This window comes from Paenibacillus castaneae, assembly GCF_002884445.1.
Taxonomy (GTDB): Bacteria; Bacillota; Bacilli; order Paenibacillales; family Paenibacillaceae; genus Pristimantibacillus; species Pristimantibacillus castaneae.
Map to the genome: position 1 here is coordinate 2,992,393 of NZ_KZ614144.1, position 15,783 is coordinate 3,008,175.

The 15,783-nt window shown below is 44.0% G+C and carries 12 protein-coding genes; all 12 read left to right on the forward strand.

The features are described 5' to 3' along the window. The first annotated feature begins 20 nt into the window (after window positions 1–20). The 12 genes from CEF13_RS13235 (at window position 21) to CEF13_RS13290 (ending at window position 15,757) form a co-directional block, all read left to right on the forward strand. Window positions 21–833, forward strand: coding sequence for a TIGR01457 family HAD-type hydrolase (locus CEF13_RS13235; protein WP_208414459.1), 813 nt, complete (start codon window positions 21–23; stop codon window positions 831–833). A 40-nt stretch (window positions 834–873) separates the two neighbouring features. Then, window positions 874–1,689 carry an Fpg/Nei family DNA glycosylase gene (locus tag CEF13_RS13240; RefSeq protein ID WP_102711124.1) on the forward strand — a complete coding sequence of 272 codons (816 nt, stop codon included), beginning with the start codon at window positions 874–876 and terminating at the stop codon, window positions 1,687–1,689. A gap of 42 nt (window positions 1,690–1,731) precedes the next feature. Further along, entirely contained in the window at window positions 1,732–2,070 is a 339-nt protein-coding gene (locus CEF13_RS13245) for a cyclic-phosphate processing receiver domain-containing protein (protein ID WP_102711125.1), read from the forward strand. Between the two features lie 1,534 nt (window positions 2,071–3,604). Further along, a complete protein-coding gene (locus CEF13_RS13250; RefSeq protein ID WP_244917076.1) occupies window positions 3,605–4,621 on the forward strand; it encodes a 23S rRNA (cytidine(2498)-2'-O)-methyltransferase RlmM in 1,017 nt (338 codons plus the stop codon). 58 nt (window positions 4,622–4,679) lie between these two features. Then, window positions 4,680–6,434, forward strand: a complete 1,755-nt coding sequence (locus CEF13_RS13255; RefSeq protein WP_166742779.1) for a sensor histidine kinase — start codon at window positions 4,680–4,682, stop codon at window positions 6,432–6,434. Further along, window positions 6,427–7,989, forward strand: a complete 1,563-nt coding sequence (locus CEF13_RS13260) for a response regulator transcription factor (protein WP_102711128.1) — start codon at window positions 6,427–6,429, stop codon at window positions 7,987–7,989. The genes CEF13_RS13255 and CEF13_RS13260 overlap by 8 nt, the downstream gene beginning before the upstream one ends. A gap of 115 nt (window positions 7,990–8,104) precedes the next feature. Further along, window positions 8,105–9,448, forward strand: coding sequence for an ABC transporter substrate-binding protein (locus tag CEF13_RS13265; RefSeq protein ID WP_243864452.1), 1,344 nt, complete (start codon window positions 8,105–8,107; stop codon window positions 9,446–9,448). 82 nt (window positions 9,449–9,530) lie between these two features. Continuing rightward, window positions 9,531–10,439 carry a carbohydrate ABC transporter permease gene (locus tag CEF13_RS13270; protein ID WP_424991958.1) on the forward strand — a complete coding sequence of 303 codons (909 nt, stop codon included), beginning with the start codon at window positions 9,531–9,533 and terminating at the stop codon, window positions 10,437–10,439. Between the two features lie 2 nt (window positions 10,440–10,441). Then, window positions 10,442–11,278 carry a carbohydrate ABC transporter permease gene (locus tag CEF13_RS13275; protein ID WP_102711130.1) on the forward strand — a complete coding sequence of 279 codons (837 nt, stop codon included), beginning with the start codon at window positions 10,442–10,444 and terminating at the stop codon, window positions 11,276–11,278. 33 nt (window positions 11,279–11,311) lie between these two features. Further along, a complete protein-coding gene (locus CEF13_RS13280; RefSeq protein WP_102711131.1) occupies window positions 11,312–12,343 on the forward strand; it encodes a glycoside hydrolase family 88/105 protein in 1,032 nt (343 codons plus the stop codon). Between the two features lie 159 nt (window positions 12,344–12,502). Continuing rightward, the gene (locus tag CEF13_RS13285) at window positions 12,503–14,122 is read left to right on the forward strand and encodes a serine/threonine protein kinase (RefSeq protein ID WP_166742780.1); all 1,620 of its coding nucleotides are present in this window, start codon (window positions 12,503–12,505) and stop codon (window positions 14,120–14,122) included. 87 nt (window positions 14,123–14,209) lie between these two features. Next, window positions 14,210–15,757 (forward strand): ABC-F family ATP-binding cassette domain-containing protein, encoded by a 1,548-nt coding sequence (locus CEF13_RS13290; protein ID WP_102711133.1) that lies wholly within the window; start codon window positions 14,210–14,212, stop codon window positions 15,755–15,757. Window positions 15,758–15,783 lie beyond the last annotated feature (26 nt).

A 15,783-nucleotide genomic window follows, 5' to 3' on the forward strand; every position in this document is an offset into this window, starting at 1 on the left:
CGCTTTGGAGGTTCACACATATGTCAGACAAACTGCCTGAAATGCGCGGTTTACTCATTGATTTAGATGGAACATTGTATCACGGCACGCATGTCATCGAAGGGGCAGAGCCTCTTATTTCCTATTTGAAAGAGACAAAGCTGCCGTATCGTTTCGTGACTAATAATTCTTCAGCTACTCCAGATGAAGTAGCTGACCGGTTAATGAACATGGGCATCCCAGCAGAAGCGAGAGATGTGTGCACATCCGCACAGGCTGCAGCAGGCTATATCGCCAATCTATCACCGGGAGCATCAGTGTTTGTTGTCGGAGAAGCTGGACTTAAGTCTGCTGTGCTTGAAGCGGGCTTGCAGCTCACAGAGGAGCAGCCAGACTACGTATTGCAAGGGATAGATCGTTCATTCACCTATGAGCGATTAACCAAAGCCGTTCGGTTTATACATGGAGGGGCTCTCTTTGTTCTGACAAACCCAGATCTTCTGCTGCCATCGAGTGATGGCCTCATTCCTGGCGCCGGATCAATTGGCGCTATGCTGAAAGCAGCAGGGGGAAAGGAGCCTGTGCTGATTGGCAAGCCATCATCCATATTAATGGATTATTCCTTGCGCGAAATCGGTTTGAGTGCACAGGAAACTTGGGTGGTCGGCGACAATATGGCAACGGATATCGCTTTCGGCAAAGCGGCAGGCTGTGGTACGATTCTAGTTCTGACAGGACTCACAAACGAACAAAATATGGATTATTATATGGAACAGGCCGGTTGTAAGCCGGACATCATTTGCAAGCATCTAGAAGAGCTTCGTTCGTACATTTCTAACCGTACCGGTTTATAAAATAAACGAATCGAGAGCCATAGGAAGGAAGAGAGCTTTCATGCATGAACTGCCGGAGCTAGACGTATATCGGACTTTGTTGGCGGAGCAATTCGCAGGAGCCCAGATTACCGGTATTGAGGTAAGCAATATTAAAGTATTACAAGCTGGTGAGGAACAACTGCAGCGCGACGTTGTCGGCAAAATAATTTGGTTTGTTGAACGACGTGGGAAGCATTTGCTTTTCCATTTAGATAATGGCAAGCGACTTTTGCTAACTTTAAGCCAAGGCGCTTATTTGTATAACGGCAGTGAAGAGGATCAACCAGATCGCGCGGCACAGGTGAAGATCCGCTTTGGTGAGCGAGTGTTATATTTGGTTGGGCTGCGAACTAATGAATTGCAGCTGCTTTCAGTAAAAGAAGTTATCGATCAATTAAAAAATATTGGACCAGACCCCTTTGAGAAACGTTTAACATTAGAGCATTTCATAGAACGGTTCGCCAAAAAACGCAGCTCCATCAAAACAGCCTTAATGGATCAAAATGTGATATCGGGAATTGGAACTGTTTATTCGGATGAGATTTGCTATGCCGCAGGCTTGCGTCCAGATGCAAAAATTCCTGTTATTGAGCAAGAAACTTGGGAACGGCTTTATGATTCGATGCATAGTGTGTTAAAGGAAGCGATTTCACACGGAGGCGCGGGAGAACAGCCTTTTGCAGCAGATGATACGTTTACAGGCGGTTATAGCAACCATTTTCAAGTCTATAATCGTGAAGGTCAAATCAGCTCACGGAGTGGAGAATTGATTGAGAAAATAGATGTATCCGGACGGAAAGCTTTCGTAAGCCCTGGCTCCCAGAAGGCACAGTGATAAGCAGCTTTTGAATCTACAGTATGAGCGGAGGGTTCAATCATGATTCATGTGTATTTAGATGATTACCGAGCGTGTCCGAAAGGATTCGTTCTAGCAAGCAATGCCGAAGAATGCAAGCAGCTTCTTGATCTCGAATCAATTGATATCCTCTCGCTTGACTATGATTTAGGCTGGAACGAGCCAACTGGATACGAAGTTGTGCGTCACATTGTAGATACCGGACGTTACCCAAAGCAAATATATCTCCACACATCAAGCATTGCAGGAAGAATGCAAATGTATCATTTGCTCTCGACTAACGGTCCCGCTGATATGAAGCTGTTCAACGGCCCCATGACGGATGCGGTAATAACGGAGGTCGCAAGTCATTTTTCTTGACACCCAAGCCCTCAAGGGCTTTCACCCAAACCCTCAAGGGCCATTACCCAAACCCTCAAGGGCTTTAACCCCAACCTAAAGGCGTACGAACCCACCCAAACCCTCAGGGCTTTCGAACCCACCCAAACCCTCCCTTCCAAGGGAGGGCCCCAAGGGTTGCACCCTCTGGACACCTGCGATTGGAAAAACGTTGCAGTTGGACAGGCGCTCATGAGTTTGGGAGTACGGGGAACGCTTTCGTCCCTTTGGGACACGCTCTCATGCGAGATCGGAGAAGGCTAGTTTGTTAGAAACCTTTGGGTGGTAGAGTGAAGTTGGGCGGAGAAAGCATTGTAGCTTTCAATTAGTTGCATTTAGTGAAACTAATTTGAGTTAGTTCTTAGAATTGGGGCGTTTAGTTTCATGATTTGAAATTAAATGGACTTAATTGGAAATAAATGAATACAAAAGTTAGTTTAGTTTCACCAAATGATGCTAATTCAGCGAAAATGAATGCATTCGTCCTTTTAATTTCATATAATGAGATTAAAATTCAAACTGTTTCAAAGTAACCAGTACACTCTAAATTTAAGCGTGTCCCAAAGGGACAAACGAGCCTAAGACAAATGGAGCTCATACCCGTTTTTCTATCTCCACCGTTATTCTGGCGTTTTCATTGCCGAGAATTCATTCTGAGTAGGCTGAGATGTGAGAAGGCTAGTTTGTTATAAACGTGTAGGCGAACGAGAGAAGTTGGACGGGGGAAGTTAGAGTGGCGTTCAATTAGTTTCATTTTGTGAAACTAATTTGAATTATTTCTAAGTATGGGTTCGTTTAGTTTCACAATTTGAAACTAAATTGCTGTAATCGGTTAGGTTTCAAGGAAATACATGGATTAGTTTCAATTAATGAAGTTAATTGTGCCTTAAAGCCTGATTTCGTGATATTAATTTCAAGTAATGAAGTTAATATTAACAATTTCTCAAAGTAACCACTACGCTCGCATGTTAAGCGTGTCCCGAAGGGACGAAAGCGAGCCTAGAACGAATGGATCTCACACCCGCCTCTTTCACTGCAACGTGGCTTAATTGCGGGAGTCCAGAGGGTGCAACCCTTGGGGCCCTCCCTTGGAAGGGAGGGTTTGGGTGGGTTCGAAAAGCCCTTAAGGGTCTGGGTGTAATTCCTTGAGGGCTTGGGTGTAACATTTAAGCGTGTCCCGAAGGGACGAAAGCGAGCCTAGAACAAATGGATCTCACACCCGCCTCTTTCACTGCAACGTGGCTTAATTGCCGGAGTCCAGAGGGTGCAACCCTTGGGGCCCTCCCTTGGAAGGGAGGGTTTGGGTGGGTTCGAGCGCCCTTGAGGGTCTGGGTGTAATTCCTTGAGGGTATGGGTGGGTTCGAGCGCCCTTGAGGGCTTGGGTGTAAATGTCTTGAGGGTTTGGGTGGGTTCGAAAGCCCTTAAGGGTCTGGGTGAAAAGTCCCCTAGGGGACAAGGGGATAATATTATGGGGGCAAGGCGGACCCAACCGCCACCCAATCAAAGGAGCATAACAGTGAGTCAATGGATCGGAACAGCTAATCAAAGTTATGCGCCATATGCAATGGAAGAGCTTCGGCGTCTTATTGAAGGAGTGTCCTTCACACAGCTATCTGCAGGCGAAGTGTTTTTGATGAACAGTCCACAGGGGCGTGAAGAGACGCTGCAGGCTATACACGGGCAGGAGCCGATATTTTTACGGCATGTGCAGCCGGTTGATCGAATGATTGGAATAACCGGCAATGCGAATGATTTGGAGCAATTGTCAGATATGGTTCGCAATGCTGTACTGACATTTCAACATAAACGGGTCGCGGTTCATATTAGAAGAACGCCAAAATCGGAGTTTGTTTACTCAGCTGCGGATACGAAAGCGGTGCTTGATGCGGTGCTGGATGAGATTGGCGCTGAGCCGGTCGTTCAACAGCCGGATGTTATTATCGCCATTTACGCGGCTGTGAATGAATTATATGTCGGGTTTGGGACTCCATCGGACATGCTATCTGACTGGCCGGGCGGCGCAGTGCGTTTCCAGCGTGAAGAAGGACAAGTGTCTCGTGCTAAATTCAAGCTGCTGGAGGCGGAGCGTCAGTTTGGGCTTCAATATGCACAGTTTCGGAATGCTCTAGATGTTGGAGCAGCGCCAGGAGGATGGACATCGCTTTTGCTGGAACGAGGATTGCGTGTTACTGCAATTGATCCGGCTGAGCTGCACCCTTCCTTAATGGAATATCCAACGCTAACTTATTTAAAGCGGAATGCATCAGAGGTTAAATTGGGTGCAGACACGTTCGACTTATTAGTATGCGATATGAGCTGGAGTCCGATGCTAATGTGCAAACTGGTGCTTGATCTGGAGCCTGCACTGAAACAGGGTGCTGCGGCGATCATTACGGTTAAGCTTATGCATCGCAAGCCGCTTCAAACGATTAGAGATGTTATTTCTCGATTATCGACGGAATTTGTGCTGCTGAAAGCGAAGCAGCTGTTCCATAACCGCGAGGAAATTACGCTCTATTTGCAGAAAAAATAACGCGATCAGCCCTTTCTAATTAGAAAGGGCTCTCTTTTCAGAGATGGGGGCATATGCAATGCTTAAAATGAAAGCGCTTTATACGAATTTGCGCATCAAACACAAAATGTTCGTACTCATTTCAATCATTATGCTTGTTATTGCTTTGCTGGGCGTTATTGTGCAGCAGTATATATTCGATTTCTATGACCGGGAAATTTACGAGCAATCCTCCAAAGCGCTCAGCTTGTCCTCGCTCAGTATAGAGAATGAATTGATGAAGATGGAGAAGCTTTCATTCATGATCGCGACCGATTCGACGATTCAGCATTATTTAAGATCGATCAAAAGCGGTTTATCCGATTATGACAACTATGTGGTGCAACTGACGGTACGAGAGAGAATGGTTAATATCGGAGCACTTGATAAATATGTATTGTCTACTCAGCTTTACGATGTAAACAACAATGAATATGCGGTGGGCGCAAACTCGGTAACAGTCAATCAAGGGCGGTTAAATGAATACAAGCTGTTAACGAGTGTAAATAAAGGCGGTAATTCGTGGATTGCGCCGGATACGACGGATAACTCCTTGATCGCTGCGCGGGAGGTGCGCTCCTTCGAGAAGCTTAATCTCGACTATATCGGTACCTTAGCCATACGTATTGATATGAAGAAGCTGTTCAGTGATTTCGCCAAAGGAATGAACAGTAATGACGCAAAGCTGATCATCATGAAAAATAAGCAATCTGTTTACCCTGAAGCGTCTGAGTTTCCGATTGATCGTCTTGCCGAGCTGAAGGGTGATGAAGGGTACAAGATCATCCGATCGGAGGGAAAGCAATATTTCGTTACGTTTATGGCTTCTCCAAAAATGGAATGGACGTACTATACCTTGATCCCGTTTGATGAGATTTTTCAACGAATCGAGAAAGTGAAAAAAACGATTCTTATTATTTTCATTGTGTTGTTCGTTTCGATTCTACTCATTACAGTTTCATTCGCGAATGGAATAACAGAGCCGATTGAACGATTGAATTCAAAAATGAAACGCGTTCAGCTTGGCCATTTCGAATATATTGAGGAGCCTAACGAGCGTGCGTTAGCCATGGATGAAGTTGGCCAGATGCATCGTAATTTCCGCATTATGGTGGAGCGGATCAATGAGCTAATCCATGAAAATTACGTCAAGCAGTTAACGATTCGCGATACCGAATTCAAAGCGCTACAAGCGCAGATTAATCCTCATTTTTTGTACAATACATTGGAATCGATTAACTGGACAGCAAAGCTCAGCAATCAAACCCGAATTTCTCAAATGGTTGAAGCGCTAGGTTCTTTGCTCCGGACATCGATTAACTTGAAGGAGCCGCTCATTCCACTTGGCAAAGAGCTGGACATTATTAGCCATTATGTGACGATACAAAAATTCCGTTTTGATGAACGGCTCGATTTCCAACTTGATGTGCCGGATAAAGTGCTTTTTTGCAGCATTCCTAAGCTTTCCTTGCAGCCTCTTGTTGAGAACGCTATTAATTATGGCCTTGAGCAAATGATTGACACCTGCACGATAAAAATTCATTCTTATATTAAGGATGATCTATTGTTCGTTTCTGTCGAAGACAATGGACCAGGCATGGAACAGCAAATGGTTGTTCAATTATTGAATGGTGAAGTGAAGACGAAAGGCTCTGGTCTAGGATTAAAAAATATAGAGGATCGCATTAAGCTCCTTTATGGCGAGGCCTACGGATTGATGGTTGAGAGCGAACCAAACAAAGGAACGAAGGTCACGTTGATGCTTCCTTATGAAATGAGGGATATCCATGTATAAAGTGCTGTTAGTTGATGATGAGAAAATAATCGTGGAGGGCATATCGCGCACGGTAAACTGGAATGCGTATAATACCGAGTTGATTGGTACAGCCAGGCATGGCTTGGAAGCGCTATCTATGATCGAGAGAGATATGCCGGATATCGTTATTTCCGATATTAAGATGCCTGGTATGAACGGTCTGCAGCTAGTCGAGAAGGTATATGAGAAATATCCGCATATATCATTTATTCTGTTGTCTGGCTTCAGTGAGTTTGATTATGCGCGAACTGCGATGCAATTTGGCGTGAAGCATTATTTGCTAAAGCCTTGCAACGAAAATTCCATTACGGAAGCGATGAGCGAAGTTATTGAAGAGCTGGAGAAACGTCATTCGCAAGAGACCTTCATGCATAATATGCAGAAGGAATTGTCAAAGGTATTGCCTCATGCGAAGGAACAATTTCTCAAGGAGCTTGTAACGAATAAGACTTACGGGCAGCGGGATTGGGACGATTATGGCCGGCTTTTCCGGATTACGATCGATAATGATAAAATTCGTCTTCTCTTGTTTCAGCTTGAAGGGAAGTTTGAGTTTGAGCATATGTTTGCTATTAAGAATATAGCAGAGGACGTGCTGGGGCAATCGATTATGCTGCTTAGCACAACGATTGGAAAGCATGTGCTGCTGCTCATTAAGGATACACAGGAGACAGAAACCGAATCATTATTCACGCAGCTGAAAGAAATTAAAAATACGTTTACCTCCTATTATAAGCTGGATGCGACTGTTGCCGTTAGCGATGCCGGACAGATTATTCATGCACGCAAAATGTACCGAGAAACGTTGGAATGCTTGAACTATCAATTTTATTTAGGCGAAGGCAGCATCATTACGAAAAAGGACATCGAGCATGATGAAGTTGGTATAGTTAAGCCCTTTATCTATGATGAAGAACCGATCTGCATGCACGTCAAATCAGGAGATTGGGAATATGTCGGCGCCGAGCTGAGGAACTATTTCGAAATGCTGGCTGACAGCCGCATGGATACTCATTTGAGCAAATCCTATGTAATTCCGCTTTATGTATCCATTGTCAGGCAAGGAAAGCCAGATGAAATAAATGATTATTTAAAGAAAATCGCCAGCTTCGATCAATTTCATACTCTACGTACAATAGAGCAGTTCGTGACAGAAAATGCGCAGCAGATTTGTTTGAATAATTACCAAATGCAAACGAAAAAGCATTCATGCATCATACATAAAATGATTGGAATAATCAAAGAGCATATTTCTAATCCGGACTTATCGCTCAACTGGGTGGCAAGTGAAATCCTATATATGAATGCTGATTATTTAGGTAAGCTGTTCAAGAAGGAAACGGGAGAAAAGTTTTCTAATTATGTTGTAAAGCTTCGTATGGAAAAAGCGATGGAGGAAATCGAGAAGACAGGTGATGTAAAGGTGTTCGAGCTTGCCGAGAGGCTCGGATTCGGAGATAATCCGCAATACTTCAGCCAGGTATTCAAGAAATATACGGGCTTTACGCCCTCCGAATACAAAAGGTCGCCATAATGGCGACCTCTGTTTTTTTAACAAAGAAAGCGGTTTTTTTAATTCCGACATTTCGACATCCATCTTATAATAAACCTTGTAAACAACATTAAAGAGTCTGGAAGGGGCGTAACAAATGAAAGCACCAAAGAAAATGCTTTTGATGCTCATGGCTTTTGCACTTGTTCTCGTAAGCGCTTGCGGAAGCGGGAATTCTAACAGCAGCGACAAGGCTACTAACACACCTAACAATTCGAACACCGGTACAGAAGTTACAGAAAAACCAGCGGAAGCTAAACCGGTAACGCTTCGCATCGCATGGTGGGGTGGACAGCCGCGCCATGATTACACGATGAAGGTTATTGAAATGTACAAAGAGAAAAATCCAAACGTAACGATTGAAATGGAATATGCGAACTATGATGATTACTGGAAGAAGCTTGCTCCTCAAGCAGCAGCTAACGAGCTTCCGGATATTATCCAAATCGATACTCAGAACTACTCCCAATATGCCGGCAGAAATCAGCTGGCTGATCTGACTCCTTACTTAAATAACCAAATTGACGTATCTGATATCGCACAAAATGCGATCGACGGCGGTAAAATGGGCGACAAGCTGTATGGTATCAACCTTGGTGTAAACGCGCTTGGACTAAACTATGATCCAGCTCTTCTGAAAAAAGCAGGTATCGACTCCATTCCAGAAAATTGGACGTGGGATGATTATGTAGCGATGGCAGCTAAAGCAAAAGCAGCAGGCCTATTCTTCGATAGCGGTATGCGTGCGGAAGTGTTCTTCGGATATTACTTGCGTACTCATGATAAAACGTTGTTCAATGCTGAAGGCACTGGACTTGGTTATGAAGACGATCAATTATTTACAGATTTCTTCGGTATGCTGTCCAAATTAGTTATTGATGGCGCAGTACCTTCACCAGACGTACTTGCACAAATTAAAGGCGCTGAAGACAGCCATCTTGTATTAAATCAAGGTATCGGCGTATGGCAATGGTCCAACCAATATGTGGGCTTGCAGCAGGTTGCAAACCGTCCGCTTGCACTCGCTCCAATGGTTGGTCCGAATATGACAAAAGGCTTGTTCTTGAAGCCAAGTATGTTCTTCTCTGTTTCTGAGCATTCCAAAGTAAAAGAAGAGGCAGCTAAATTTATCAGCTTCTTCGTTAACGATATTGAAGCTAACAAATTGATTCTAGGTGATCGGGGTGTTCCGGTTTCCTCTAAAGTTAAAGAAGCATTAAAAGAAGTTTCCACAGAAGCTCAAGTTCAAGTATATGACTATGTTGCATGGGCTGAAACGAACAGCTCCCCAATGGATCCACCAGATCCGATTGGTTCAGCTGAAGTGTTCAAATCATTGACTAGCCTTGCAGAACAAATGAACTACAACAAAATTAAGCCTGAAGACGCAGCTAAGAAATTTAGAGACGAAGCTACCTCCATTCTTAAGAAAAACAAGTAACATTGTTTAAGCAGATGCGATGGCTGGTCCTTAGATCGGCCATCGCTCTTTCATTCCTGGAAAGTAAGACTTCGTATAGGAGTTGGATAAGATGAAATCGCAATCACTTAAAAATAACTTGATTGGTTATACGTTTATCGGGCCTTTTGTTATCGGGTTTTTATTGTTCACCTTAGTACCTGCGATAGCATCCTTATATTTTTCGATTACGGATTATGATTTATTATCGACTCCTTCCTTAATTGGGATGGAAAATTACACGTCAATGTTCACCAGTGATTCCAAGTTTGGAACTTCTCTAAAAGTAACATTTTTGTATGTATTCATCGGTGTACCGCTTCGTTTAGCATTTGCCTTGTTTATTGCCATGATCTTAAATACAGCTTCGAAAGCAATCGGGTTATATCGGACCGTTTATTATCTTCCTTCCATTATCGGCGGGAGCGTTGCAGTTTCAATTATGTGGCGCAATCTGTATGGTGATCAAGGAGTTATAAACATTTTTCTGAATGCACTCGGTTTAGATAGCGTGAGATGGTTTGCAGAACCTGCAGCCGCGCTTTGGATGCTCATTACTTTATCTGTTTGGCAGTTTGGTTCTTCAATGCTCATTTTTCTAGCTGGACTCAAAAACATTCCGCCTGAATTATATGAAGCTTCCAATGTTGATGGTGCCGGTCCCGTCGTTCGTTTTTTCAAAATTACGCTGCCGATGCTAAGTCCGATTATTTTGTTCAACACCATCATGCAGACGATCGGCGCATTTATGACCTTCGTTCCGGCGTATATCATTTCCAAGGGTGAGGGCGGTCCATTAGACGGTACACTTCTTTATTCACTCTACTTGTTCCGGCAAGCCTTCGTATATTTCAATATGGGCTACGCCTCTGCAATGGCTTGGGTCATGCTCATCATTGTCGCCATTTTAACAGGCATTCTATTTGCAACATCTAAGAAATGGGTTCATTACGAGTCGAAAGGTGGCCATTAATTATGGTAATGAAAAAGCTGAAGTGGCCGATTTACCATACCTTTGTTACTATACTCGCAATAGGAATGGTTTATCCTGTATTGTGGCTGTTAATGAGTTCCTTCAAGCAGAGCAATCTTATATTCGCAACAGCAGATTCCCTTATTCCTCAGCCTTGGGTTTGGGAAAATTATAAAATCGGCTGGATTGGAATTGCAGGTCAATCCTTTGGTCACTTTATTATGAATTCTCTTGAAATCGTCGTTATCGCAACCATCGGAGCGGTATTATCTTCAGCTTTCATCGCTTTTGGATTTGCAAGGCTGAATTTCAAGGGCAAAACGTTTTGGTTTGGGATTATGATGGTTACACTCATGCTACCGCATGATGTGGTGCTTGTTCCGCAATATATTTTGTTCGCTAAGCTTCACTGGCTTAATTCCATTAAGCCTATCGTTATTCCGCAATATTTTGGAATCCCATTTTTCATTTTCCTGCTTATTCAGTTTATTAGAACGATCCCTTCAGAGCTTGATGAGGCAGCTACGATTGACGGATGCGGAAAATTCCGTTTATTTTTTAGAATCATTTTGCCATTGGTCGTGCCTGCACTTGCTACTGCTGCCATTTTCTCATTCTACTGGCGGTGGGAGGACTTGCTCGGACCGGTGCTATACTTGAACCGTCCAAGCTTGTACCCGGTATCTATGGGACTTAAGATGTTCCTCGACAGTGATACCGTATCGAACTGGGGTGCCATGTTCGCGATGTCGATTGTAAGCTTGCTTCCGGTGCTGGGTGTATTTTTCGCTTTTCAGAAGTATATTGTTGAAGGAATTAGCACTAGTGGTTTAAAATAGTAGAATCGCAAAGAGAGGGAGAGGGATTTGGATATGCCGCAGCTTCAATTTGACGAAAATCATATTCGTGACGTAATCGATCGTGTTGTTGACCGTACATTTAGAATGGACTTTAGTTGGGACTGGCCGGGCGGTGTCGCTTTCTACGGTGTTGCTGAAGCTTATGAAGCGACAGGCAATGAGCGCTATATTGATCTGCTTAAGGAATGGATAGATGAGAAGCTGGAGGATGGCCTGCCTAAGCTATCCGTTAATGGGGTATCGATTGGACATTCACTGATCTCGCTCTATAAAGCTACCAATGACCAGAAATATTTAGATGTTGCTATTCAAATGGCGGAGTACTTAAAGCATGATGCTGTACGTTTCGCAGATGGGATATTCCAGCATACTGTGAATTCCGAAACGTATAATTTCCCAGAGCAAGCTTGGGTGGATACGATGATGATGGCTGGCTATTTCCTCGTTCGTATGGGACATTTGCTGGACCGCAACGATTATTTAGAGGATGGCATAAAGCAGTATCACGGACATGAGAATTTCTTACAGGATCCAGTAACGAACCTGTATTATCATGGCTGGGATAATATTGCTCAGAATCATATGTCCTCCATCTTCTGGGCGCGTGGAAATTCATGGGCTGCGCTCACAATGGCAAAGGCTTTGCCGCATATCGCTGTGCAGCATCCCGCATTTATGATCATAGAAGGATCGATGCGTGATCAGCTTAGCACACTAGTCCGATTGCAAGCGGATAATGGGCTGTGGCATACGGTTCTGAATGATGATACCTCTTATTATGAGACTTCGGGCTCAGCCGGCATTGCAACTGGTTTGTTCGCTTTCGGTTCGCTCTACAATAAATATATTCAACGTTCCATCGATGGCATCTTGAGTCAAATTACGGAAGACGGCTCTGTACTGAACGTATCAGCTGGTACGGCTGTCATGAATGATTTGCAAGGTTATCGCGATGTAGCACATAAACGTGTACAAGGCTGGGGTCAAGGACTTGCGCTTGCTTTCTTAGCAGAGCTGCTTAAATCCCAAAAACGAGTATTTTAATAATAATGGTTGATGAAACAGCCGCTCTTGTGCTAAAGTTTCACTAATAACATATTTTTCGGGAAAGCATCCTGATTCTTCTTGTTTTTTACAAGCGGAATCAGGATGCTTTTTTCTGTTCATTGGGATGTTAACGAGGATATTGTAGGGGGAAATAATATGGAAGCATCACATTTGTCATTTACTCCTTTTCGGAAAGGCGAGGTGTATAACGATCGCTACCGTATTGCAGGGCTGCTGGGAAACGGTGGAATGAGCGTTGTTTATGCTGTCGAGGACTTGAAGCTGGAGGGAACACTAAGAGCAATGAAGGTAACGGTTCCATTGCCAGACAGAAGCGGAAGATATAATGATGAGGCTTCTACATTAATAAAGCTGAACCATCCTCATTTGCCATTAATAGTTGATTACTTTCCACCCTCCGAAGGAAGCTTCGAGGTTCTAGTAATGGATTATATCAATGGGCTTACGCTAAAAGAATGGATAGAGAGTAGAAGCATGGGCATTAGCTTTCCCGAAATGATAACGGTCGCTAGACAGCTTTGCTCTGCTCTCATTTATTTGCACAGCCAGATTCCGCCTATTATTCATCGTGATTTGAAGCCATCCAACGTGATGATTGATCATATGGGCCATGTCAAGTTGATTGACTTTGGAATATCCAGACAGTTCAAAGAGGGACAGCAGCAGGATACCGTTCAGCTTGGGACGGTGGGCTACGCCGCACCGGAACAGGCTGGCGGGGGACAAAGCGACGAGAGAACGGACGTCTATGGACTAGGCGCCTTGCTTTATTATTTAGCAAGCGGCGGAGAAGTTTATCGACCAAATGAGACAATTGGTGCTGCTAACCAATCTCTTAAAGCTTTGCAGCGAGTCGTCCCTAAGCCGTTCATCCTTGCACTTGAGCGCATGCTCCAAACAAATCCGCAGTACCGCTATCGCTCTATGCTGGAGGTGGATTCTGTCTTGCAAAGCTTCGTTCATTCAGCTGAGGACAAACATGCTTCGATGACTCAGTTAAAGACTCCTCAGCTGCATTCATCCCATCAAATCCGTGTATGCTTTCTGTCGTTGTCACCAGGTTCAGGTGCTACCTTCTTGGCGCTTTCGGTGGCTGCTTTGTTAAGCAAGCAAGACGTACCCGTTACTGCAATTGAATATGCGGGACTTCGTCCTGAATGGCATGCCTGGCTTCCTCAGCATACGAAGAGGGCTGTCGTTAATCCATATTCAGCAACGGTAATAGATGAGCGTTACGATCATTACAAGGACGATAATAGCAAATCGAATTGGCTGGCGCTCAAACCGCATGAAATGGCCAACGAAGCAAATCAAGAACAGAAATATGAACAAATGGTCCGACTAATTAATGGAATGGTTCAAGTAATTGATCTTTCAGGAAAGTGGGAAGAGCCTCAGGCTCTTCGTCAATTACTGCAATCGCGATTTGTATTCGTTGTAGCGGATCCCTCGGTAGCGAAGTGGCAAGCAAGTGATTTGAGAAAACTTGAAAAAATAAAGGTTGAGCTGCTCAAGAACGGTGCAGCAATGAGCTGGATTGCCAATAAGGACATCAGATTTCGAGGCCGGAATGAATGGTTGAGCTTATTCCCAGCGATACCTGATGCTGTAATTCCATTATTTTCACCGGATATGATGCTAAATTTGCTATGGGGTGGACGCTCCATTACGGACGATGCTCGACTTTCCAGAAGGCTTCAACGTGCCTTAAAGCCTGTTTTTACAATGCTGAACAATGAAATTAGCACAATATGACGTTCAGTGTGGTACAATAATACGGGTAAAAACGAGAAATTTCGTATTCCGTTATTATTGTATATATATGAATGGAGATAAAAAGAAATGAGTTTGTTAACAGTAGAGAGTTTATCACATACGTTTGGTGATCGCGTACTTTTCAAAAATGTATCTTTTCGGTTATTAGCAGGTGAGCATGTTGGACTTGTTGGAGCTAATGGTACTGGCAAATCCACACTAATGAATATATTAACAGGCAAGCTATTGAAGGATGAGGGAAAGGTTGAATGGACGCCGCGCGTTCGTTACGGCTATTTAGATCAGCATACGAAGCTGGAAGCGGGAAAAACGATTCGCGATGTATTAAAGGACGCCTTTTTGCCATTGCTTGTTTTGGAGCAGGAGCTGAATGATATTGCTGCTCAGATGGGTGAAGAAGACGCAGACCTTGATCAACTGCTCATTCGAATGGGTGAAATTCAAGAAGAGCTCGAGATAGGCGATTTTTATTTAATTGACGTTAAAGTAGATGAAATGGCTAATGGTTTAGGTCTTAGCGCGATTGGGCTTGATCGTGACGTAACCGCGTTAAGCGGTGGACAGCGGACGAAGGTGCTGCTTGCGAAGCTGCTGCTGGAGAAGCCTAGCGTACTGCTGCTTGATGAGCCTACGAACTATTTAGATGAAGAGCATGTGAACTGGCTGACGAATTATTTGAAAAATTATCCACACGCTTTTGTTCTAATATCACATGAAACAGCTTTTATGAATCAGATTGTAGATGTAATCTATCATTTGGAATTTACGAAGCTTACACGTTATTCTGCAAATTATGAGAAATTTCTGGAAATGGCCGATTTGAACAAAAGCCAACATATCGATGCCTACGAGAAGCAAAAGGATTATATTAAGAAGCAAGAAGACTTTATCTCTCGGAATAAAGCGCGTGCTTCAACCTCAGGCCGTGCCAAAAGCCGTGAGAAGCAGCTGGATCGCATTGACCGTATCGAAAAGCCGGAGGAGGCTGCTAAGCCTACCTTTAACTTTAAGGAATCGAGAACGAGCGGCAAGACTGTATTCGAGGCGGACGGCATGGTCATTGGCTATAACAAGCCGCTATTGCCTAAGATGGATGTGCTTATTGAGCGTGGAGACAAGATTGCAATCGTTGGCTGCAATGGCGTAGGTAAATCAACGCTGTTAAAGACGATTCTCGGTGTGATTCCGCCGCTTGACGGCAACACCTATCGGGGAGACTACTTGAGCCCCGCTTATTTCGAGCAGGAAGCCAAAGCGCCAACGATGACACCGCTTGAAGATGTATGGGATGAGTTTTCCTTTATGAATCAACATGAAGTAAGAGCCGCGCTTGCGCGCTGTGGCTTGAAGAACGAGCATATTACTCGTGCTCTTAATCAATTAAGCGGTGGAGAACAGGCTAAGGTTCGTCTTTGCAAGCTGATGATGCGTGAGAGCAACTGGATTCTGTTCGATGAGCCGACCAACCATTTGGATGTGGTAGCAAAGGCAGAGCTGAAGCGTGCGCTGCAAGCCTTTAAAGGTACCGTTGTACTTGTATCTCACGAACCGGATTTCTACGAGGATTGGGTTACGAAAATATGGGATGTAGAAGCTTGGTCCATGCAAAGCTAGTTCAAAACGTTTCATGCTTTGATTAG